This window comes from Staphylococcus pseudintermedius (assembly GCF_001792775.2).
In the GTDB taxonomy this organism is placed as follows: domain Bacteria; phylum Bacillota; class Bacilli; order Staphylococcales; family Staphylococcaceae; genus Staphylococcus; species Staphylococcus pseudintermedius.
Genome location: NZ_MLGE02000003.1, coordinates 16,459 through 38,773, shown reverse-complemented (window position 1 = coordinate 38,773; position 22,315 = coordinate 16,459). Strand labels below are relative to the sequence as shown.

The following is a 22,315-nucleotide window of genomic DNA, read 5'->3' as shown; positions in this document are numbered from 1 at the left end:
CCAATGTAATGATGTTGATGGGCATACCATCGCCACATCTTTTACGGGGGTGAGAAGATGAAATTCTTTGACAATAGGGATTTCACACTCACTCTCTTTTTATTCTAACTATAGCGGTGCGTCAAGAATACATTGTTGTCACATGACGGCGATATAGGAGGGTAACTAATGAACCAACGAGAATTGCAAATACGGCCTGTTGTGATTCGCTTTGAATTACTTGAGCATTATCAAGAATTGGGCCTTAACGAAAATGATTTAGTGATTTTAATAAAAATTTTATATGCTTATGAATCTTCTAATGAGCAGCCTTCTATTGATGTGTTAAAAAAGGGGACAACGATGCAATCATCAGAAGTGACCGCGATTATACAAAAATTGATTCAACTCGGTTTATTGGCGATGCGCGTTGAAAAAAATAATGAAGGTAAATTCACTGAATATATTAATCTTGATGGCTTTTACGAACAATTGGCTTCTATTTTTAAACAAATCGAAACATCTAAAGAAACGACGTCTGAAGAAGAAGCATTTAAAATGGTGTTTAAAAAAATCGAAACTGCATTTGGGCGGGCATTATCACCACTAGAAATTGAACATCTTAACCAATGGATTGACGTCGATCATTATGCCATTGAATTAATTGATGCGGCAATTGATGAAGCGTTGGCACACCAAAAAACGTCACTCAAATATATTGATCGTATTTTACTCAATTGGCAAAAAAATAATGTCTTAACAGTTAAAGACGCACAACCGATACGGGCAAAATTTAAAAAGCAACCTCAACAACCTACTCAAAAAACAGAACACATTCCGAAATTTAATTGGCTGAAAGGAGAGAATCCTTTTGATAAGTAAAAAGAAAGCACTTGAAATGATTGATGTCATTGATCAAATGTTTCCAGATGCACAATGCGAACTTGTACATGAAAACCCATTCGAATTAACGATAGCTGTTTTACTCTCAGCACAATGTACCGACAATACGGTGAACCGTGTGACTAAGAACTTATTTCAGAAGTATCACACGCCAGAAGACTATTTAGCTGTGGATTTAGAAGAGTTACAACAAGATATTCGTTCAATTGGGCTCTACCGTAATAAAGCAAAAAATATTCAAAAACTATCGCAATCTTTACTCGATCAATATGATGGAATCGTGCCACATACCCATGAACAACTAGAAGGGTTAGCTGGTGTAGGGCGAAAAACGGCGAATGTCGTCATGAGTGTAGCATTTGGGGAACCTGCACTCGCTGTTGATACACATGTCGAACGTGTGTCGAAACGTTTAGGCATTTGTCGCTGGAAAGATAGTGTGACAGAAGTAGAACGTCGACTCACATCGATCATACCACGAGAACGTTGGACGAAAAGTCATCATCAATTGATCTTTTTCGGTCGTTATCACTGTTTAGCGAAAAAACCAAAGTGTGGTGTCTGTCCATTGTTTGAGGATTGTCGTGAAGGACAAAAACGTTATCGTGCATCATTGAAAAAAGCGGCAGGTGCATCATCATGAATCATCAAGAAATCATTGCAAATATGTCAAAATTAGAAGGAGCATTAGACGAATACGCGAAACAGCGTAAAATTGGTCATGATGCATCGGTTACGTTGTTGGATGAATATTATAATTTGTTAATTCGTTACTTTAACGTGATTAATGAAGTGGAAAATTATCGGCTAGTGACTCAGGAAAGTTTACGTATTGTGCCGTTCAATATTGATGAACGTTTTGCATATATCGAAACACGTAAGCATCATTATATGGGATATCAACAAATGAAGACACTGAAATCTGAATTAGTGAAGATGTATGCAGCATATCGTGCACGCCATCGCTTATTGTAAATGTGATGGCAACCATGGATGCATCTATTTCATACATGATATTCCTTTGAAATTTATCAAAGGAATGGGGCAATGAGTTTTCCCAGTCCCATTCCTACGATTTTTAAACATATGATTCATTAATGACTATAAAACAGTTTGAAAACGAACGAGGAGCGGGATACAAAAATGGATGTGATTGAGTTTCTTGGTTTTATAATCTTGCCATCAGTCCCCTGTATTTGAAATAAGATTGCTCAGAAGGCTGAGACTCCTGTGGGAATGTGTGCATATTGCTTACAATTCCTTTTTTACTTTAATAGTGGTTACTGTTTATCGCAGTAGCTGTCTGACTCCTCAATGCGCACGCTTTTGATCACGAGTGCAGTACAGAAATCTTTGTGACACATGAGATTTCTGTACTGCTTCCGAAAATCTATTAACGCTGCAACAAATGTAATAGTTTAATCAAGTGTTAATTAGCTGTAGGAGGACTCCCATCGAAAAGCGAAGCCATGCAGGCAATCAAGAACCACAAATCATAGAATCATAGGCAGAGGGCAAATTTAATCAAAATATTGCATCAATCTCATCAAAAGCTTTTATGTTCTTCACCTTTACTTTTTGTTTTATATAAGTGAAAAGACGAATACAAAAAGGAGCGGGGCGCTCATGCTGTCCCTGCTCCTTTTTGTATGGCATTTTAACGACCAAATAAGTTACCGAAAATACCATTACCGTTATTATTGCTATTATTGTTGTTACTTTGTTGTGAATTGTTATTGCCATTGCTCAAATTCTGACCGTTGTTACCATTTCTGCTGTTGTTAGAACTTGAACCACTGTTTGTCCCATTACTTGATTCTGTAAAGTTGCTTGTTGTATTGCCATCAGGTGATTTTGCAACATATAAGCTCTTTCCACTACCTGCAACAGAGTCAGGACGTGTAAAGTCTGAACCATCACGTGGACTAATATCGCTCATTACATCTCTAAAGAGTAATTGTGGATATTTTTGTTCACTACTGCCAACGAATGAGTTTTGACCGTATTGTTTCACTTCACTAAAGCCCATCCATACAGACATTGTATATTTCGGTGTGAACCCCGAAATCCATACGTCTTTAGCTGCTGAATCAGGTAAATTATACTGTTGATATGTTTCTGCACCATACGTACCTGTACCTGTTTTAGCTGCCATGTTCACACCATCGACTTTGTTACCATAAGCAGAACCGTATGCTTCAAATGTACCTTTTAAAATCTCAGTAATCATGTATGCTGTGTAGTCATTCATTGCTTTATGGCTCGTAAAATCAAATTCAATTGTATTACCATTTGCTTCTACAACTTTTTTGATTGAATGTGCTTTGTTGTACGTACCACCATTTGCAAATGATGCATAGGCTGAAGCAAGTTGCGTAGGTGAGAATTCAGAAGATGAACCACCTAATACTTCTGAAGGACCAATATCTGTATTTTCATACTCTAAACCAACTTTTTTCGCAAAATCAGTCGGTGCATTGTTACCAGCTTGGGATTTGACTTGTTGCCATGTTTTCAATGCTGGAATGTTAAAACTTTGACGTAATGCATCATAAATGGATACCGTACCGTGACTTTGTTGGTCATAGTTTCTAAATGTGGCACCATCAATATTGTAAGCTGATTCGTCTTGAATAGAGTGGTTGGTTGCCCATTGCATATTGTCAATTGCTGGACCATACGCTAAGAATGGCTTCAATGTCGAACCAGTTGGATGTGCGTCAGTCGCTTGGTTACGCTCAACGACATCTTTATAGTTACGACCACCTGAAATGGCAACTAAAGCACCAGTTTGGCTGTCTACGATTGTTGAACCCACCATCTGATCTTCATTTTTATAATAACCACCATTATCAATACGGTTTTGTAAGCTGTTTTGAGCATCTTTATCCATGTAAGTGTAAATTTTAATACCACTGTTAAGAATGTCAGATAAATTCTGTCCTTTAAATTCAGGATTGTTCATAAGCTCTTGCTTCACAAAGTTCACATAAGAATTGTATTGTTCTGAATCATCGTCTGGTTTAATTTGTCTATCTTCAGCTGAACGTTGCACGAGATTTTCAGTAATTGGCGTATCTTGCGCTTCTTTTTTCTCTTTTTCAGAAATGCGGTGATGATATGCCATCAAGTACAATACTGTGTCTTTACGTTTTTCAGCTTCTTCTGGATGGTCATAAATGTTATAAGTATTAGGAACTTGCGGCAGACCTGCGAGATACGCCGATTCAGCTAAGTTCAGATCTTTTAAATCTTTATCAAAGTAGTATCTTGCTGCAGCCTTAACCCCATACACACCATCAGAGTAGTAAATTTTGTTGAGATACATTTGGAAAATTTCATCTTTAGAATATTCCTGTTCTAAACGATAAGATAGGTAGGCTTCTTGCGCTTTACGTTCAATCGACTTTTGGTCTGTTAAAAACGTACGTTTAACCACTTGTTGTGTTAACGTCGAAGCACCTTGTGAACCAAAGCCGCCCGTAATATTTTTCAATACGGCACCGAACAAACGTTTGTAATCGAGTGCACCGTGATCATAAAAACGGTTGTCTTCAGTTGCAAGCACTGCATTTTTCATCGTATCGGGAACATCTTTTAAATCCACATGCTCTCGTCTTGCACCATTATCAAGCGTCTTCACTAATTCATCATCTTTATCATAAATTTTTGCTGGACTTGGATCCTGGAGTTTAGACTCGTTAAATGCAGGTGCTTTCCAGGCATAATATGCGAAAAGCAATACAGATAAGAGTGCTAAGATGACAAATGCTAATACTAAAAAGCTCAACACTTTAATGATCGTACGCTTGATGTTCTTATTCTTTTTTTGACCGGACTTCTTTTTCGTTTGCTTGGAAGTCCCTTTCTTTTCCGTCATAAGCGGTCCTCACTTTCATCTAATATCAACTTATCAACTGCATTGAGGTAATCTAATCTGGGTTGATACTGATAAGGAATATAGTAACCATTTTCTTGAATTTCTTCAACCTTAATTGATTTTTTTCCATTTTTTAAGTAGCGCTCCCAAAACGGAAAAAATCGCTTAAACGGCAAGAGATAAACTTCATTGATTCCTTTAAAGCGGAGTAGCAAAAAGACAATCCCTCCATGGGCCACTGCTTGCTTCATATGTTCAACTTGATGCGCATGGATATTTTGTAACGGAAAAGATGTTTTGTTTTTCGTTTCCTTTGCCTCAAAATCAATGTAATAGCCCTTATAAACACCATTATAATCAGTAGTTGAAGGCGTTCGAAAATAAGCCTCTTTAATTACAGCTTGACTGCGTTTTGGATAATCCACATGGACAATTTGCACAGGTGTTGGTTTCTTATGAATCACAGCGCGTTCTGTCTTCAAATAATATTGGTTGGAGCTTTCAATATCATTTTCCAATGTCATACCGCGCCCACCGTATTTAATTTTACTCGATTTGTTTGTCCTCGTACTTCCGTCTTGAGTCTGACTCTGCTTAAATGGCTTACCGTTTGGATAATTCATTTGTCTCACCTACAATCCATGTTTTTTTGCCCTATAAACATGATAGGATAGGCGTTTTATAAATCGAAAGGATTCATAAACTGACATTATTGTAACATACATAGTCGTTTAACGTGACCTAAAATCAATTCCTGTTAAAATATTTCAACACATTATGATAAAATTAATTTAGTTTAATGAAAGGTGTTTAGATTTATGCAAATTGTCATACAACAGTTGATTCAAGATTTAGCAACTATTTCACAACGTTTTAAAGCAGCTCGAGCAGGAAGACAATATGATTTTTATAAAGAAGTTCAACCGTTCGTCCAACAAGTTGATGCTCACTTGCAATCATTACAGCACTATCAAGACACCATTTCAAAACAAAAATATTTCAATGCACAAAAATTGCAACGTATGTCATCTTTAATGTCAGAGATCGCAGTCGCATGCCATCAATCCACAACGAGCAAAAAATTATTTTTAGATCAATTTAAAGCCGTACAACACGATCTGAACTACTTATCACAAATGGAGCGTGACGGACATGTTTAAGACAATGTATTTCACAGGTTACAAGTCTTACGAACTGCAAATATTCAATGAACATGCACCTGAAGTGACCTATTTAAAAAAATTTATTACGCAAAAATTAATTCAATATATAGATCAAGGTTTAGAATGGGTGTTAATCCAAGGGCAATTGGGTATTGAATTATGGAGTGCCGAGTGTGTCATTGCGTTGAAAGAAGATTATCCCGAGCTAAAATTAGGCGTCATTACACCATTTTTAGAACACACATCTAAATGGAATGAGCAAAATCAGCTCAAATATCAACAGATAATCGAAAAGAGTGATTATGTCAACAGTGTGCATCAGCATACATACGAAGGACCGTTTCAGTTTGAACAAGCGGATCAATTTATGTTGGACCATACGGATATCACTGTACTAATTTATGATGAAGAACAACCCGCAAGCCCACAATTTTTCAAAAAGAAGTTAGTTGATTTTGTTGAAAAAACAAACTATACTTGTGATATTGTGACGTTTGACGAAATGACGAACTTTATCAATGATTTACAATGGTCCGAAGAAATTTAAATCAAATGAGGTGGAACAAATGTCAGATGTTTCGTTAAAATTATCAGCAAAAGATATTTACGAAAAAGACTTTGAAAAGACAATGGTTCGTGGCTATCGTCCCCAAGAAGTGGATGCTTTTTTAGACGATATTATTGCGGATTATCAAAAAATGTCAGACTTAAATAATGAAGTCATCAAATTATCAGAAGAAAATCACAAACTAAAAAAAGAGATTGAAGATTTACGTATTCGTGTTGCCTCTAGTCGACCTCAAGATAATAAGAGTTTCGCAAATCAAAGTTCAAACCAAAATAATAACGTAGATATTTTAAAACGAATTTCTAACCTTGAAAAAGCAGTCTTTGGAAAATAGGGATTGTTTTTTAATTGAAAAATGCTATAATTTTTTGAGGATATTTCGTGTAATCGCTATATGTTACGACATATAGAGGAAAGTCCATGCTCACACAGTCTGAGATGACTGTAGTGTTCGTGCTTGATGAAACAATAAGTCAAGGCAATATTCGATATTGACGGCAACGACCTAACCTAAGTCTTTTGATACGGTTACATTAGTTTGAAAGTGCCACAGTGACGTAGCTTTATTAGAAATAATGAAGGTGGAACGCGGTAAACCCCTCGAGTGAGCAATCCAAATTTGGTAGGAGCACTTGTCTAACGGAATTCAACGTATAGACGAGGAAAAGTACAGCATACTTTTCAGACAGATGATTACAACTGAAGTACCAGTGTAACTAGTGCACGTAATGAGTACATCAGTACAGAACATGGCTTATAGAAATATCTCAGACTAGTCACCTTAGGGCTGGAACAAGACGTTCCAGCCCTTCAGTTTGTCTTGACAACTCATGAAATAAGAATCAGTATCAATAGAGAGGACTTATCTTTACTATAGACACATAGAAATCTTTTGCGTAGCGGACTGTTGAACTGAATAAAGAATGAGAACCCAAGCGCGCAAACAATAAAACCGAATATCGATAACATAATAAATTAAATAAACATAAAAACAATGATGAAAATTTAGTACATAAACCAATATTCAAAAGGAGGAATTTTCGTGTATCAACTATTAGCAGTTTGTCCAATGGGGCTTGAATCAATCGTCGCGAGAGAAGTCCAGGATTTAGGCTACGACACACGCGTAGAAAATGGACGTATTTATTTTGAAGGAGACGCATCTGCAATCGTTAAAGCCAATTTATGGTTACGCACTGCAGACCGTGTCAAACTTATCGTTGGACAATTTGAAGCTGTAACCTTTGATTCATTATTCGAACAAACAAAAAATCTACCATGGGAACAATTCATCCCAACAGATGGTCAATTTCCAGTACAAGGACGTAGTTTAAAATCAAAGTTATTTAGTGTTCCTGATGTACAGGCGATTACTAAAAAAGCAATTGTCGAACGATTGAAAAATGCACATCAAGTGTCAGGTTGGTTGGATGAATCAGGCGCAAAATACCCTGTAGAAGTCGCTATTTTAAAAGATAAAGTCTTGTTAACAATTGATACATCTGGCTCCGGTTTGAATAAGCGCGGTTACCGTCTGGCGCAAGGTGAGGCGCCGATTAAGGAGACCCTCGCTGCAAGTTTAGTTAAGTTAGCCAATTGGACAGGTGATACACCGCTTATAGATCCATTTTGTGGTTCTGGAACAATTGCGATTGAAGCTTGTTTAATTGCGCAAAATATCGCACCTGGGTTTAATCGTTCATTTATTTCAGAACAATGGGATATCATTCCAAAAGGGCTGTATGATCAAAAACGTGCAGAAGCTGATGAACTCGCCGATTATGATAAAGAAATCGAAATTTACGCTTCTGATATCGATCCTGAAATGGTTGAAATTGCACAACGCAATGCAGATGAGGTCGGTGTCGGTGATATTATCCGCTTCGAAGTCAAAGATGTGAACACCCTTACCATTAATCACGACGGTCCAATTGGTCTAATCGGTAACCCGCCGTATGGTGAACGTATTGGTGACCGTGCAGAAGTTGAAGAAATGTACCGTAATCTCGGCATTCTCATGCAAAACCACCCGAATTTGTCACTTTACATTATGACAAGTAACAAAGAATTTGAATATCTCGCAAACCGTAAAGCTACAAAGCGTCGTAAGTTGTTTAACGGCTATATTGAAACAACTTATTATCAATATTGGGCAAATAAAAAATCTTAAGCCATTTTAATTTTTACGAAAAGAGGGAGTACTTTGTATCAAGATAAAGAATTTAAAAAAGGCATTCTTTTCGCTTTATTGGCTTATGTCATTTGGGGCACTTTGCCATTATATTGGGCACTCATTCACGACGTCGATCCGATTGAAACACTCATGTATCGTATCGTTTTATCACTCATTTTTATGCTGCTCCTTTTACCCATCATCGGGCAATGGCAGCGATTTGCTCAAGATATGGCGCAACTAAAAGCGAAACCGTTCAAACTATTGATTATCATTTTAGCAGGCTATATCGTGACGGTGAACTGGGGCACGTTTATTTATGCGATTGATGCTGGTTTTGTATTACAAACAAGTTTAGGGTATTATATCAATCCGCTCGTCAGCATTTTATTATCCATGATATTTTTTAAAGAACGTTTCAACCGTCTCGAATGGATGGCGATCCTCTTTGCTGTACTTGGCGTCGTTTATATGACTTTTAAAGTAGGCGAATTTCCATATATTTCGTTAATTTTAGCTTTTTCATTTGGCATTTATGGTTTACTGAAAAAACTCGTTCCTATGTCAGCATTGAGTAGCATTACTATTGAGTCACTGGCGACGGCACCCATGGCGATCATTTATTTAATTATCGTTGGGCAAACAGCTGATTTAAGTATCGGATGGAATATGTCGACGTTTTGGTTGCTCTTTTCAGGCGCTGTGACGGCATTACCGTTACTCTCATTTTCAGAAGGGGCGATTCGTATTCCGTTATCATTAATGGGCTTTATTCAATACGTAGGGCCGACGCTCATCTTTATACTTGGTATTTTTGTATTTAAAGAACCATTTAATGTCGACCAATTTATTACATTTTGCTTTATTTGGGTCGGTATCGTGATTTATGTCATTTCTCAAATCCTCAAAATTAAAAAGCGTCCACAACCATTCCAATATCAAAATTAACCAAAATATAAGCTAACATCGTACATTGACTGTGCGATGTTATTTTTTGCCTTCAATCTCATATTAAAATGCCATTATTTTTAATCACGGCAATGGCATTTATCGCCATAAACTCATATAATACTTAAATAAAGACGTTTAAAACAAGGGGAATCCAATATCTATGCAGAATCAAGAACAACTGGATATTTTATATAAACTAAAAAAAGAAGTGGAAAAATCTGATCATTCCGCTTTTATACATACGATTAACCAAATGATTAAAAAGGTGTATCTAAACCACTACACTATGACCTTTGTCGGCCATTTTTCAGCAGGTAAATCGACAATCATTAATCGTCTTATCGGCCAAGACATTTTACCAAGCTCACCCGTTCCGACAACGAGTAATACTGCATTAGTAACAATTGCAGAGGCGCCTGGTATTACTGCGAACATCGAAGGTCAAAAGTATACACAATTGAATTCTTATGATGATGTCAAACAAATGAACCGCGAAAATTTTCACGTTGAGTCCATTGACATTCGTATTCAAAGTGATGCGTTTCATAAAGGTTTTACATTTCAAGATACACCAGGTGTCGATTCCAATGTACAATCACACAATATGCAAACGGAGCAATTTCTGTATACGAGTAATATCGTTTTCTATACGGTTGATTATAACCATGTACAATCCGCGCTGAACTTTCAATTTATGAAACGTCTGAATCGTGCAGGCATTCCAGTCGTTTTCGTTATTAACCAAATTGATAAACATGACGAAAACGAACTCACATTTCAAACATTTCAAAATCGTGTGGAACAATCCGTGAGTGAGTGGGATATTGATTTACTCGAAACATTTTATATTACAAAGTTTGAACATCCACAAAATCAATTCGATGCGTTACGCGCCTTTATTATGGAACAAGATCAGCACCGTGAAGCTGTGAAAGACTATGTTGCACGTATGAAACAATTTATTCATCAACATCAATTGAACTATTTACAACATGAAATGGATGAAATTTTAGAACGACTCAACATCGAAGCGACACAATTCGATCAAGCGTATCAATCACATCAACAAAATGAAATGATCAGCGAGGAAGCACAATTGTTGAATGATGCGGTAGCGTTGAAACATTATTTAAAAGATAAACGCCGCTCCATAATTGATAATGCGTATATTATGACACACGACATGCGTGAAACGATTCGTTATTGTTTGGAAAGTATGACGAAGGATTTTAAAGCCGCTGGACTGTTTAATAAAAAGAAAAAAACAGAAGAAGAACGTCAAACACGCCTTAATGAATTAATGATAGCTCTTCAAAGTAAAGTTGATCACCAAATCATTAAACCGATGCAAGAAGATTTATCGTTTCTCACACGTTTTATTAATGATACCGATTTGAATCAGCGTATTTTAAACCAAAAATTGACATTACCGACATCCATTATAACCGATTTGTATCAAACACAAATTCAAATAACGAATCAATATGTGTTAACTTTCTCAAATGATGTCATGAAAGCTATCAAGCACTATATTTTAAAAGAACTCGAACCACTTGATGATACCATTATTGACAATGTCCACGCAGAAGAGCACCTCGTCGATGAATCAAATGATAGTTCGGCGTATACACGTTATATTGAATTGCGTAACTTGTCTCAGTCGTTAAAGACAGAAAATTATCGTCATTATTATATTCATATGGAAGATTCGCTGGACCGTTTGATCGATCGCACAGAAATTCAATATCAAGTGAAATCAAATGAAGATAATAAAAAAGATGTGCAACAACAAGAGGATGTTGTCACAGCTGAGAAAAACCCGATTAACGACGCACAAATGACCCAAGCATTAGATATTGTCAAAAATATCCCATTGTTTAAATCAAGTGTAAAAAACATTGAGGAAACACAGGAAAGAATGCAACATCAAACCGTTAAAATAGGTGTTTTTGGTACATTCAGCGCTGGTAAAAGTAGTTTGATTAATGCATTATTAGGGGACAATTATTTGACGAGTTCACCTAACCCGACAACAGCGGCAACTACTGAGATTGGCTATGGCGATACGTATCACGTTACGTTTAAAACACCAGACATGTTGCTCCAACAAATTAATGATGTGTTTGAACTTGAAGGGCAACAATTTGACAGTATCGAAGCCTTTTTAGAAGCGAACATAGAAAAATTAAAAGGACGCATAGACAAAAGCCGTCTTGCATTTATTCATGCGATTGAAAAGAATTATGCCCTGTATCAATCGTATATCGCTGAAGGTTTAAAACATGAAATTCAAGCTACTGACGTACAAAAATGGAGTGCTGAAGATGAATATGCGACTTTCGTCCAAACGGTGCATTTAAGATTGCCACTAGATTGGTTGAAAGACAAAGTGATTGTGGACTCATTAGGGTTACATTCGAATAACCAACGACATACGAATGAAACAGAGAAAATACTGACAACCTCTGATTTAATTTTATATGTGAGTTATTTTAATCACGCTTTTACTGACAATGATAAAGCGTTTATCGAACATATGAAAAGTATAAATCAGTTAAAAGAACAACAGGCTTTCAAAATGGTCATCAATGCAACCGATTTAGCTGAAAATGAAGTTGATAAACGTGCTGTGCGTGACTATGTAGCAGATGCGTTAATGCAAGTACAAATGCAACCTGAAATTTTTTCTGTATCAAGTCGTGCTGCTTTAACTAAAGGGGACGCCGGTGTGCAACAATTGAAAGCGAGCATTTCACGGTTTTCAGAGGTTGAATCCAAACATATTTTAGAAGCCAAAATGTATGACCAGTTACGTTCTATCGGGCAGTCTTACACACAAATGATTGAAGACCATACTGCAAACGCTGAAAAAATGCAACATGTTAAACAACAATTACAAAAGATGCGTCAAACAACGATTTTTAATTCGGAAAGTTTAACTGCAATTCGTCAAAAACTGATTAACGAAATAGAAGATCAAATGTATCACTTGAATGAGCGTTTAAAAATTCAATTATTAGATAATGTAAAGGCCATTTATAATACACAAATGACGAATACAACAAGTTTCAATGAGGAGAAACGACAATCGACAAAAGCGTATTTGAATCAAATCCATCAAAAGTTATATTTAGAACAAACATTGATGATTGAGCGTATTAAATTTTTCTTTAACCTAGCATTTCAACAAGAAATGGCAACGAAAATTAGATCATTCCAACAATATCACATACTTTTACCAGATATTGAAACGATTGAAGTTGCGCCTGTAGACCAATCATTTTTAACGATTTCTTTTGATGACATGGTCAACGCACTTCCGAAACAATTGACAAAGAAAAACATTATGCAGCCACAAGTGCAAAAACAAATACAAGCTGACATTAAAGATGAAACAGTGACGTTACTCCAACCACGATTAGCTGATTTACGACAAGCGCTTGAAAGTATGCTCGATACTCTCACAACACAGGCACAGCAAGCACTAGAACAGATTGAGTCACAAGCACAACGTGAAATCGATACTGTGTTAGCTGTCGAAGTGGATGATGCACTGATTGCTCAACTACAAGTAGAAACACCAAAATTACTGACAATACTGAATTCAAAGGACTGAAAACATGGCACACAAACTTTTATTAATTGATGGCATGGCGTTATTATTTCGTCATTTTTATGCAACGAGTGTACACAAAAATTTTATGCGCAATACGAACGGCACACCGACAAACGGCACGCAAGGTTTTGTGAGACATGTTTACAGTGCGATTCGCGATGTTGAACCGACGCACGTTGCAATATGTTGGGATATGGGGAAAGCGACCTTCCGTAATGACATGTTTGATGGTTATAAACAAAATCGTCCTGCTCCGCCCGAAGAGCTTATCCCACAATTCGACCATGTCCAACATATTTCTGAGTCGCTAGGCTTTTTAAATATTGGCGTTGAAAACTACGAAGCTGATGATGTCATTGGGACGTTAACACATGCATATGCACAATCACCTGACCACGAAGTTTATATCATTACTGGGGATCGCGATTTATTACAATGTGTGAGAGACAACGTTTATGTATGGCTCATCAAAAAAGGATTTACTGAATATAGTAAGTATGACAGAGCGCGATTCGAATTAGAATATCAATTACAACCGCCACAACTCATTGAAGTCAAAGCGTTTATGGGAGACACAGCAGATGGTTATCCAGGTGTAAAAGGCATCGGTGAGAAAACAGCGATTAAACTGGTTCAGCAATATGGCTCTGTTGAGGAAGTGATTGCGAATGTGTCACAGCTTACGCCTGGACAACAGAAAAAGATAGCACAAAATATGGAAAATCTACGTTTGTCAAAACAACTGGCAACGATTGAATTGAATGTCCCATTATCCATCGACACGTTATTCGAGCAAATGGCACATCATGTCGAGTTAAATCACGTACTCGCAGTATTAGATGAGCATGAGTTGTTTGTTTCAAAACGATTTGTTCAAAATTTGTAATCTTAAAATTAAACAAAGCAAGGAAAAGAGTTTAGACGATACTCGCTAACATTGATTTCCTTATAAAAAAATGTCGAAGCGTGTGACATGTGTGAACATGTGCATAACACTTCGACATTTTTTATAACATTATGAACGACCTAACGCTTGATACAATGCATCTTGAGCTAACTGATTCGCAGCTTTATTTTGTGCGCGTGGAATCCATTTGACAAATGCCAATTCAAAATCATGTGTCATTTGTAAATAGCGCTCCAAATAAGGTTTAAAACGTCCATTTTTCACAAACTCACGATTCACTGCATCTTCAATTAGCTGTGAATCCGTAAAAACTAATGCATTCAAAACTGCCAATGTTTGTGCTTGCTCTAATGCAAACAGTAACGCTTCCCATTCAGCACTATGATTGTCTAACGCATCGAGCACTTTTGTAAATGTATAGCGTTCATTTTCTGTAACGATAACGACGCCACATGCACTTAATCCCGGATTGCCTTTCGTTGCTGCATCAAAATATATTTTAGCCAACTTCACGACACCACACTTAAATGTATTTTCGTATTTAAGCTTACCATATCATGTATCATAGCGTATCGTCTTTAATTTTGTTGCGACGATAAAGTGACTTTGCCCAATAACCGAATGGGACGTTCAGAACAGTTGTTAATAATTTTAATAAATACGTCGTGATGAAAATTTCTAGTACGACACCGTTGGGTAAACTACCATAAAAAGCAATCATTACGAAAAGCGCTGTATCCACAATCGAACTCAACGTTGTACTCCCATAGGCACGAATGAAAAAGGTACGATCTGAACGAAATACTTTTTTAATCATATTAAAGACAAGTACATCGATATGTTGACCAATAATGTAAGCGGTTATGGATGCGAAAGCGATACGTGGAACGACATCGAAAATTGCTTTCATAGCATCTTGCGCCATGTCAACTTCACTCGGTTGAAACGCGAGCGAAACTTGCATCACGATAATCATAATAAAAGTAGACGAAAAGCCAAGCCAAACCGCTTTTTTCGCGACTTTACGACCATAAATATCATTTAAAATATCTGTTGCAAGATAAATGGATGCGAACATCACATTTCCTAACGTTGCAGAAATCGTAAATATATCCACTGTTTTAAGCACTTGGATGTTGGCAATAATCGTGCCTATCGCAACCCAAGCATACAAACCTGATTTACCAAAAAGTCGAAACATCACTACCATGAGTACGAATGTGACGATAAACGACCCTAAACCTAACCATTCATTATACAATTTAATGACCTCCTAAATTTTGTTACAGCGGGTGTTTAGAAACCGCCCTTCACGATAACTTTTCCATTATAATCAACAGCTTTATATTTTTCAATAGCCTTCCGTTTTTATTTATAGGCATGTCATGTTTCTTGATGTCGCTGAAGATTAAACGCTTCAATGTCCATACAAATCATGTTACGATAGTGCATATTGTACACACTATATTTAAAAGAGGTGACTTACGTGCTAACAGACTCTGAGAAGAAGGCCATTGCTTCAATCGATCATTTATCTCAACAATATTGTGAACATTGCTTGGTTAAAGCGCACCTTCGAAAGACAAAAGGGAAAACACAAGCACATCACTTCTGTATCAATGCGTGTTCAATCGGCAAACAAATTCAACAATTAGGCAATGCGCTACAATGAGGGCTGTAGTACATTGACGAGGAGGTTTAACATGGAAATTATTAAGGTCGAACCTACGCCTAGTCCGAATACGATGAAAATTATTTTATCCGAAAAAAGGCAAGATAATCATTCAAAAACTTATACGGAAGTCTCAGATAGTCAGCCACACTTTATCAACGCCATATTACAAGTTAAAGGTGTGAAATCTGTCTTTCATGTATTAGATTTTATTGCCGTTGATAAAGCACCTAAGGCAGACTGGGAGACTGTGTTACCTCTCGTTACGGCGACACTCAACCAAGACCAACAACAAAGCGACACAACGCAACCTGAACCGGATACTCATTTTGGTGAGGTTAAAGCGGAAGTACTTAAGTTTAAAAACATTCCTTATCAAGTGAAACTGACAACACCTAAAGAGGAAAAGCGTCAACAATTGAGCGACATATTCGTCAATGCGATGCTCGAAGCACAACAACCGCATGATAATGTTGTCTTTTTACGTAAATGGGAAACATTAGGTGTCCGTTATGGCGATTTAGATGACGTCATGCAAAGTGTTGTAGAAGAAATCAATGCGCTTTATCCTGAACATGTTTTGAATCTACTCGTGCAAGAGGCGAAAAATACTGATGTTACAGTGCCACAGAAACAATATGAACACGTGACATTAGAAACATATCAACAAGAAATTGATTGGAAAGCACGATTACGTATGTTGAAGTCTTTCCCAACACCTACAAGTGATGACTATCCATTACTTGATTATGCCTTAAATGAGGATAAAGTGCCATTACGCCGTGAAGCAGTCGTATTGCTTAGCATGATTGAAGATCGAGAAACTTTGCCATACTTATATAAAGGGCTGCACGACAAAAGTCCTGCAGTGAGACGAACAGCTGGTGATAGTTTAAGTGATTTAGGCTTTAAAGAGGCTTTACCTGAAATGGAAAAAGCTTTGGATGATCCACAAAAAATTGTGCGATGGCGTGCAGCGATGTTTCTTTTTGATGAAGGTGGACCAGAACAGCTGGTAACACTCAAAGCGCATCAAAACGATCCAGCTTATGAAGTGAAGTTGCAAATTGAAATGGCCATTACACGTATCGAAAACGGGGAAGCAGCACTTGGATCAGTGTGGAAACAGATCGCAAATCGTAATCAATAAATCAATACAAGGGAGCACTATAAAATGAACGCATATGATGCTTATATGAAAGAACTCGCTGCTCAAATGAGAGGCGAATTGACACAAAATGGTTTTGAAAGTTTAGAAAGTGAAGATTCCGTTTCACAATATATGAACAATGTCAAAGATGAAGATACAACATTTGTTGTGATTAATTCAACTTGTGGCTGTGCAGCTGGTTTAGCACGTCCTGCAGCTGTGGCTGTAGCAGAACAAAATGAATATAAACCAACGAATAAAGTCACTGTTTTTGCAGGTCAAGATAAAGAGGCGACTGCAAAAATGCGTGAATACATTCAACAAGTGCCTTCAAGTCCTTCATTTGCATTATTCAAAGGGTCGGAGCTCGTTCACTTTATTCCACGTGAACATATCGAAGGCCGTGATATTAATGACATCGCGATGGACATTAAGGACGCATTCGACACACATTGTCGCGCATAATGAACAAGGAGCTGGGGCATTAAGTTTCCTCAGCTCCTTTACTATATTTTGTTATTTATGCCAAGGGGTTAGGATGAGACATAAAAAAAATTAAACCTCAATCCATTCATAGATTGATGATTCATTAATAACTTTAAAGCAGTCGGAAAATGAGACTGAATGAGATAGAAAAAAATTGATGCTGTTGTTTTTTTATTTTCATAAACTTGACCTCATTTTCACTGTATTTGATATAAGATTGCCGAGAAGGCCGAAACTCACGAGTGAATGCGTGGTGGATACTTCTAACTGTCACTTCTTTACTATAATAGCGAATGTTGTTTATCGCAGTAGTTGTCTGACTTCTCAATGCTATCGCTTTTGAGAAGTCTCAACAGCCATACTGGGGCAGTACAACAAAATCTTTATTTCACATGAGATTTCTGTACTGCTCCTAAAATCCAATTCGGCTTCCATCAAATGAACACTTCAATCAAGCTGAACTAAGTTGAAGGGTTAGCCCTTAGGTAAGTGGATCCATGAAAGCAATCAAAAATTACAAATCATAGTGAGGACAAGTTTAACTAAAATATTGCATCAATAGCATCATAATTGTTGATGTCCCAATCCTTTTTTTACACTTCTAAATCAATAGATAGTGTTTTCGACAAAAGGTGTCTATTCACATCATTTTAACATTTACAAGGTAGAGATACTGAATATATTCGGATTCTGTAGCTATACACTTATACCTGCGCATACGTTGATATCGCTTTGAAAATGGCGTAAAATCGTCTATTATAGATACTAAGAGAAAGAGGTGAATGTCATGAATCCGTTTGATGCAGCTTATCACGATTTATGTAAAGAAATATTAGAAATTGGCAATCAACGTGATGACCGAACAGCTACGGGAACAATTTCAAAATTTGGACATCAGTTGCGTTTTGACCTTTCAAAAGGCTTCCCATTGTTAACAACAAAAAAAGTTTCTTTTAAACTTGTTGCAACTGAATTGATTTGGTTTATTCGTGGTGATACGAATTTAAGATATTTATTACAATATAATAACAATATTTGGAACGAATGGGCTTTTGAAAAATATGTACAAAGCGAAGATTACACAGGGCCAGATATGACTGACTTTGGTCATAGAGCACAAAGTGACGCGGCATTTGCTGAAACTTATCGCGAAGAAATGACAAAGTTTAAACAACAGATTTTAACTGATGATGATTTTATGAAAAAGCACGGGGATTTAGGCAATGTTTATGGTAAGCAATGGCGTAACTGGGTTAGTGCAGACGGTCAACAATACGATCAATTGAAGGCACTAATTGAACAAATTAAAACGAATCCTAACTCACGTCGTCATATCATTAGTGCTTGGAATCCTACTGAAATTGAGACAATGGCGTTACCTCCTTGTCATACACTCTTTCAATTTTATGTACAAGATAATAAGCTAAGCTGTCAACTCTATCAACGGAGCGCCGACATTTTTTTAGGTGTCCCGTTTAATATAGCGAGCTATAGCTTATTAACACATTTAATTGCGAAAGAATGTGGCCTTGAAGTAGGCGAATTTGTCCACACATTTGGTGATGCACATATTTACAGCAACCATTTAGACGCTGTGAAAACGCAATTAGCACGTTCAAGTTTTGCGCCGCCAGAATTAAAAATCAATACAGATCGTTCTATTTTCGACATTGAATATGAAGATTTAGAGATTGTAAATTATGAATCTCATCCAGCGATTAAAGCACCTATCGCGGTATAAACAAAAAGGAGTAATCATATGACATTATCTATTTTAGTCGCACATGACCAACAACGTGGCATTGGCTTTGAAGGACAGTTACCATGGTACTTACCCAATGACTTAAAGCATGTTAAAAAACTGACAACTGGACATACACTTGTAATGGGACGCGCGACATACGAATCCATTGGTAAACCGTTACCTTATCGTAGAAATGTTGTTATTACGAGTAATCCTGATTTCAAACCAGACGGCGTGGAGGTCATTCATAGCATTGAAGAAATTGATGCGATTGGCGATGACCACATCTTTATTTTTGGCGGTCAAACGTTATTCGAAACTTTTATTGACCGTGTTGACGATATGTATATCACTGTTATCGACGACAAATTCCAAGCAGATACATTTTTCCCACCATACACATTTGAAGATTGGGAAGTGACATCTGCTGTAGAAGGCACCGTGGATGAAAAGAATAAATATCCGCACACTTTTTTACATCTCACTCGAAAGTAATTATTGGAGGTTAGCATTATGCAACAACGTATTATTGTTACAGATTCTACATCTGACTTAGATCACGCTTTTCTGAAGCAACACAATGTCCATATTGTTCCGTTGAGTGTTACAATTAACGGAGAATCTTATGAGGATCAAAAGGACATTTCATCTGAGTCTTTTTCACAATATTTAGGAGACAGTAGCTATGATTTTAAAACGAGCCAACCTCCAATTGGAAGATTTGTAGAAACCTATGAAAAACTAGGTCAAAACGGTGCTGAAATTATTAGTATTCATCTTTCATCGGGGTTAAGTGGCACGTATCAAACCGCTGTTCAAGCGAGTGAAATGGTTGACGCTAAAGTGACAGTCATTGATTCTAAATCAATTTCTTTCGGCTTAGGCTATCAACTTCAAAATGCGATTCGCTGGGTTGAGGAAGGCATTCCAACAGAGGAAATTATCTCAAAACTTCAAAACTTGCAAAAAAACATTAAGCTTTACGTGATTATCGGTCAATTAGATCAACTCATCAAAGGTGGACGTATTAGCAAAACAAAAGGTTTAATCGGTAATCTTATGAAAATCAAGCCAATTGGTTCAGTGATTGATGGCAAGCTAGAAATGATTCATAATGCGCGTACACAAAACGCTAGTATTAAATACGTACTCAAAGATTTAAAACCGTTTGTCGGTGATGCATCCATTAAATCGATTGGTATTTCACATGCAAAAGCAAAAGATTTCATGGATAAATTTAAAGAAAAATTAGATGAAACTTTTACAGTTCAAAACTTTGATTTCGGACATACAACACCTGTCATTTCAACACATACCGGTGCGGGTGCGATTGGTTTAGTTGTCCTTAAAGATTCATCTGATTCATAATGATGGAGGTGTCAAGCATGGCTTTAGCAACTTTAGCAGGAGGATGTTTTTGGTGTCTCGTTAAACCTTTTGATACATTTGACGGTGTTGAACGTGTCACATCAGGTTATAGCGGTGGGACAGTAGAAAATCCAACCTATGAACAGGTTTGTACAAATACAACAGGCCATGTAGAGGCTGTACAAATTGAATACGATGACAATGTGATCAGTTATGATGATATTTTAGATATATATTTCAAAACGTTTGATCCGACAGATAAAAACGGTCAATTTTTTGATAGAGGCGACAGTTATCGACCTGTCATTTTTTATCACAATGAAGCGCAACAACAAGCCGCTTTGAATAAAATTGATGCGTTAAATCAATCCCGAATTTTTAGTGATCCTGTTGTGACGCCTGTTGAAGCATATCGCAATTTTTATCCAGCAGAAGAAGCACATCAAGATTATTATAAAAAACATCCGCTTCACTACGCACAATATCAACGTGGATCAGGACGTAAAGCGTTTATTGAAAAACATTGGGGGGATCAAGCATGATTAAAAAAGATAAAAAAGATTTAACAGACTTGGAGTACCTCGTCACACAACAAGATGGCACAGAACCACCATTTCAAAATGAATATTGGAACCACTTTGAAAAGGGAGTCTATGTGGATAAACTTTCTGGCAAACCGTTATTCACATCAAATGATAAATTTGAATCTGACTGTGGCTGGCCTAGTTTTTCAAAAGCCATCGACGACCAAGAAATTATTGAACTGGTAGACAAATCGTTTGGCATGTTAAGAACGGAAGTCCGCTCTGAAGGTAGCAACAGTCATTTAGGACATGTGTTCAACGACGGTCCAAAAGACCGTGGTGGCTTGCGCTATTGCATCAATTCTGCTGCAATCCAATTCATACCGTATGAAAAGCTCGAATCGTTGGGCTATGGTGATTTAGTCAAACTTTTCGACAAATAAAGGAGCGAGTTTTATGTTTAAGAAATTATTCGGAAAAAGTGAAGAAGCAAATAAGGAAATTCAAGTCTATGCACCGATGACTGGAGAATATGTCAAAATTGAAGACATTCCAGACCCTGTTTTTGCTCAAAAAATGATGGGTGACGGTTTTGGCATACGTCCAACTGAAGGAAAAGTCGTGTCTCCAATTACTGGTGTAGTCGACAACGTTTTCCCAACCAAACATGCGATTGGTTTAAAAGCAGACAATGGTTTAGAAGTCCTTGTTCATATCGGTTTAGACACTGTTCAATTAAATGGTGAAGGTTTTGAAACATTAGTCAATAGCGGAGATACGGTAAAAGTAGGCGACCCACTCGTTACATTTGACGTTGATTATATTGACCAACACGCAAAATCTATCGTATCACCTGTGATCATTACAAATACAGATCAAACAGTAGCCATTGATATTCAACAAGTAGCGCAATTGAACAAAGGCGAGACATCAGTGATTGAAGTGACAATGAAATAATGAAAGATGTCTCATTTTATCAATTTGCATTAACTGTTCGTGGTCGTAAGGATGATGCTGGACAACTCGCAGAACAAATTTTCCAAGATTTATCCTTTCCAAAATACGATAAAAATTTCGATGCGTTATCTGAATACATTGAGACAGAAGGCAATTTCACATTACCGATGTCTGTTTTTGATGACTTGTATGAAGAATATCAAGAATGGCTTCAATTTTAAGTGATTGCTGAAGTTTTGACACGCATAAATTTTGAGGGTGATGGCAGAAGATG

24 protein-coding genes and 1 other RNA gene are annotated in these 22,315 nt (G+C 37.0%); 21 read left to right on the top strand and 4 right to left on the bottom strand.

Annotation, left to right across the window (positions count from 1 at the left end):
- The first annotated feature begins 168 nt into the window (after positions 1–168).
- From BJK46_RS03000 to BJK46_RS02990, 3 genes are read left to right on the top strand one after another with little or no spacing between them, the layout of a single operon-like run.
- Positions 169–861, top strand: a complete 693-nt coding sequence (locus BJK46_RS03000) for a DnaD domain-containing protein (RefSeq protein WP_103263554.1) — start codon at positions 169–171, stop codon at positions 859–861.
- Positions 851–1,525 carry an endonuclease III gene (nth, locus tag BJK46_RS02995; RefSeq protein ID WP_103263555.1) on the top strand — a complete coding sequence of 225 codons (675 nt, stop codon included), beginning with the start codon at positions 851–853 and terminating at the stop codon, positions 1,523–1,525. Before BJK46_RS03000 ends, nth begins: the two co-directional genes overlap by 11 nt.
- On the top strand, positions 1,522–1,857 hold the full coding sequence (locus BJK46_RS02990) for a YpoC family protein (protein WP_014613905.1): 336 nt from the start codon (positions 1,522–1,524) through the stop codon (positions 1,855–1,857). Before nth ends, BJK46_RS02990 begins: the two co-directional genes overlap by 4 nt.
- Positions 1,858–2,539: 682 nt before the next feature.
- Here the strand turns inward: BJK46_RS02990 and BJK46_RS02985 are convergent.
- On the bottom strand, positions 2,540–4,762 hold the full coding sequence (locus BJK46_RS02985) for a transglycosylase domain-containing protein (protein WP_014613906.1): 2,223 nt from the start codon (positions 4,760–4,762) through the stop codon (positions 2,540–2,542).
- Complete coding sequence (gene recU, locus BJK46_RS02980) at positions 4,759–5,385, bottom strand: Holliday junction resolvase RecU (RefSeq protein WP_014613907.1); 627 nt, start codon at positions 5,383–5,385, stop codon at positions 4,759–4,761. Before recU ends, BJK46_RS02985 begins: the two co-directional genes overlap by 4 nt.
- A gap of 195 nt (positions 5,386–5,580) precedes the next feature.
- Here recU and BJK46_RS02975 point away from each other — a divergent pair, with 195 nt between their 5' ends.
- The 8 genes from BJK46_RS02975 (at position 5,581) to BJK46_RS02940 (ending at position 14,119) form a co-directional block, all read left to right on the top strand.
- Positions 5,581–5,922, top strand: a complete 342-nt coding sequence (locus tag BJK46_RS02975) for a DUF1798 family protein (RefSeq protein ID WP_063278741.1) — start codon at positions 5,581–5,583, stop codon at positions 5,920–5,922.
- Positions 5,915–6,472 (top strand): SLOG family protein, encoded by a 558-nt coding sequence (locus BJK46_RS02970; protein WP_063278740.1) that lies wholly within the window; start codon positions 5,915–5,917, stop codon positions 6,470–6,472. The genes BJK46_RS02975 and BJK46_RS02970 overlap by 8 nt, the downstream gene beginning before the upstream one ends.
- A 19-nt stretch (positions 6,473–6,491) precedes the next feature.
- Positions 6,492–6,827 (top strand): cell division regulator GpsB, encoded by a 336-nt coding sequence (gpsB, locus tag BJK46_RS02965; RefSeq protein ID WP_014613910.1) that lies wholly within the window; start codon positions 6,492–6,494, stop codon positions 6,825–6,827.
- 41 nt (positions 6,828–6,868) lie between these two features.
- An RNA gene (gene rnpB, locus BJK46_RS02960) (RNase P RNA component class B) lies at positions 6,869–7,255 on the top strand.
- A gap of 280 nt (positions 7,256–7,535) precedes the next feature.
- Complete coding sequence (locus BJK46_RS02955) at positions 7,536–8,663, top strand: THUMP domain-containing class I SAM-dependent RNA methyltransferase (protein WP_103263556.1); 1,128 nt, start codon at positions 7,536–7,538, stop codon at positions 8,661–8,663.
- Positions 8,664–8,696: 33 nt separating this feature from the next.
- A complete protein-coding gene (gene rarD, locus BJK46_RS02950; RefSeq protein WP_103263557.1) occupies positions 8,697–9,614 on the top strand; it encodes an EamA family transporter RarD in 918 nt (305 codons plus the stop codon).
- Between the two features lie 163 nt (positions 9,615–9,777).
- Positions 9,778–13,233: a dynamin family protein gene (locus BJK46_RS02945; RefSeq protein WP_103263558.1), complete on the top strand. Its 3,456-nt coding sequence runs from the start codon at positions 9,778–9,780 to the stop codon at positions 13,231–13,233.
- Positions 13,234–13,237: 4 nt separating this feature from the next.
- A complete protein-coding gene (locus tag BJK46_RS02940; RefSeq protein ID WP_063284369.1) occupies positions 13,238–14,119 on the top strand; it encodes a 5'-3' exonuclease in 882 nt (293 codons plus the stop codon).
- Positions 14,120–14,248: 129 nt separating this feature from the next.
- On the opposite strand, the gene BJK46_RS02935 is transcribed toward BJK46_RS02940, so the two are convergent.
- Both BJK46_RS02935 and BJK46_RS02930 read right to left on the bottom strand, forming a co-directional pair.
- Complete coding sequence (locus BJK46_RS02935; RefSeq protein ID WP_020219606.1) at positions 14,249–14,647, bottom strand: ribonuclease HI family protein; 399 nt, start codon at positions 14,645–14,647, stop codon at positions 14,249–14,251.
- 55 nt (positions 14,648–14,702) lie between these two features.
- The gene (locus tag BJK46_RS02930) at positions 14,703–15,401 is read right to left on the bottom strand and encodes a queuosine precursor transporter (RefSeq protein WP_014613916.1); all 699 of its coding nucleotides are present in this window, start codon (positions 15,399–15,401) and stop codon (positions 14,703–14,705) included.
- Between the two features lie 225 nt (positions 15,402–15,626).
- Between BJK46_RS02930 and BJK46_RS02925 the strand changes: the two genes are divergently transcribed.
- The 10 genes from BJK46_RS02925 to BJK46_RS02880 all read left to right on the top strand — a co-directional run bounded on the left by BJK46_RS02925 (position 15,627) and on the right by BJK46_RS02880 (position 22,262).
- Positions 15,627–15,812, top strand: a complete 186-nt coding sequence (locus BJK46_RS02925) for a zinc-finger domain-containing protein (protein ID WP_014613917.1) — start codon at positions 15,627–15,629, stop codon at positions 15,810–15,812.
- 31 nt (positions 15,813–15,843) lie between these two features.
- Complete coding sequence (locus tag BJK46_RS02920; protein WP_103263559.1) at positions 15,844–16,962, top strand: conserved virulence factor C family protein; 1,119 nt, start codon at positions 15,844–15,846, stop codon at positions 16,960–16,962.
- Positions 16,963–16,986: 24 nt separating this feature from the next.
- A complete protein-coding gene (gene brxA, locus BJK46_RS02915; protein WP_014613919.1) occupies positions 16,987–17,427 on the top strand; it encodes a bacilliredoxin BrxA in 441 nt (146 codons plus the stop codon).
- Positions 17,428–18,235: 808 nt separating this feature from the next.
- A complete protein-coding gene (locus tag BJK46_RS02910; protein WP_014613920.1) occupies positions 18,236–19,189 on the top strand; it encodes a thymidylate synthase in 954 nt (317 codons plus the stop codon).
- An 18-nt stretch (positions 19,190–19,207) separates the two neighbouring features.
- Positions 19,208–19,687 (top strand): dihydrofolate reductase, encoded by a 480-nt coding sequence (locus BJK46_RS02905; protein ID WP_015729124.1) that lies wholly within the window; start codon positions 19,208–19,210, stop codon positions 19,685–19,687.
- Between the two features lie 18 nt (positions 19,688–19,705).
- The gene (locus BJK46_RS02900; RefSeq protein WP_014613922.1) at positions 19,706–20,560 is read left to right on the top strand and encodes a DegV family protein; all 855 of its coding nucleotides are present in this window, start codon (positions 19,706–19,708) and stop codon (positions 20,558–20,560) included.
- 17 nt (positions 20,561–20,577) lie between these two features.
- Positions 20,578–21,102 (top strand): peptide-methionine (S)-S-oxide reductase MsrA, encoded by a 525-nt coding sequence (msrA, locus tag BJK46_RS02895; protein WP_015729123.1) that lies wholly within the window; start codon positions 20,578–20,580, stop codon positions 21,100–21,102.
- Positions 21,099–21,527, top strand: coding sequence for a peptide-methionine (R)-S-oxide reductase MsrB (msrB, locus tag BJK46_RS02890; RefSeq protein ID WP_014613924.1), 429 nt, complete (start codon positions 21,099–21,101; stop codon positions 21,525–21,527). The genes msrA and msrB overlap by 4 nt, the downstream gene beginning before the upstream one ends.
- Before the next feature lie 13 nt (positions 21,528–21,540).
- On the top strand, positions 21,541–22,041 hold the full coding sequence (locus BJK46_RS02885; RefSeq protein WP_014613925.1) for a PTS sugar transporter subunit IIA: 501 nt from the start codon (positions 21,541–21,543) through the stop codon (positions 22,039–22,041).
- Positions 22,041–22,262, top strand: a complete 222-nt coding sequence (locus tag BJK46_RS02880; RefSeq protein ID WP_014613926.1) for a YozE family protein — start codon at positions 22,041–22,043, stop codon at positions 22,260–22,262. Before BJK46_RS02885 ends, BJK46_RS02880 begins: the two co-directional genes overlap by 1 nt.
- Positions 22,263–22,315 lie beyond the last annotated feature (53 nt).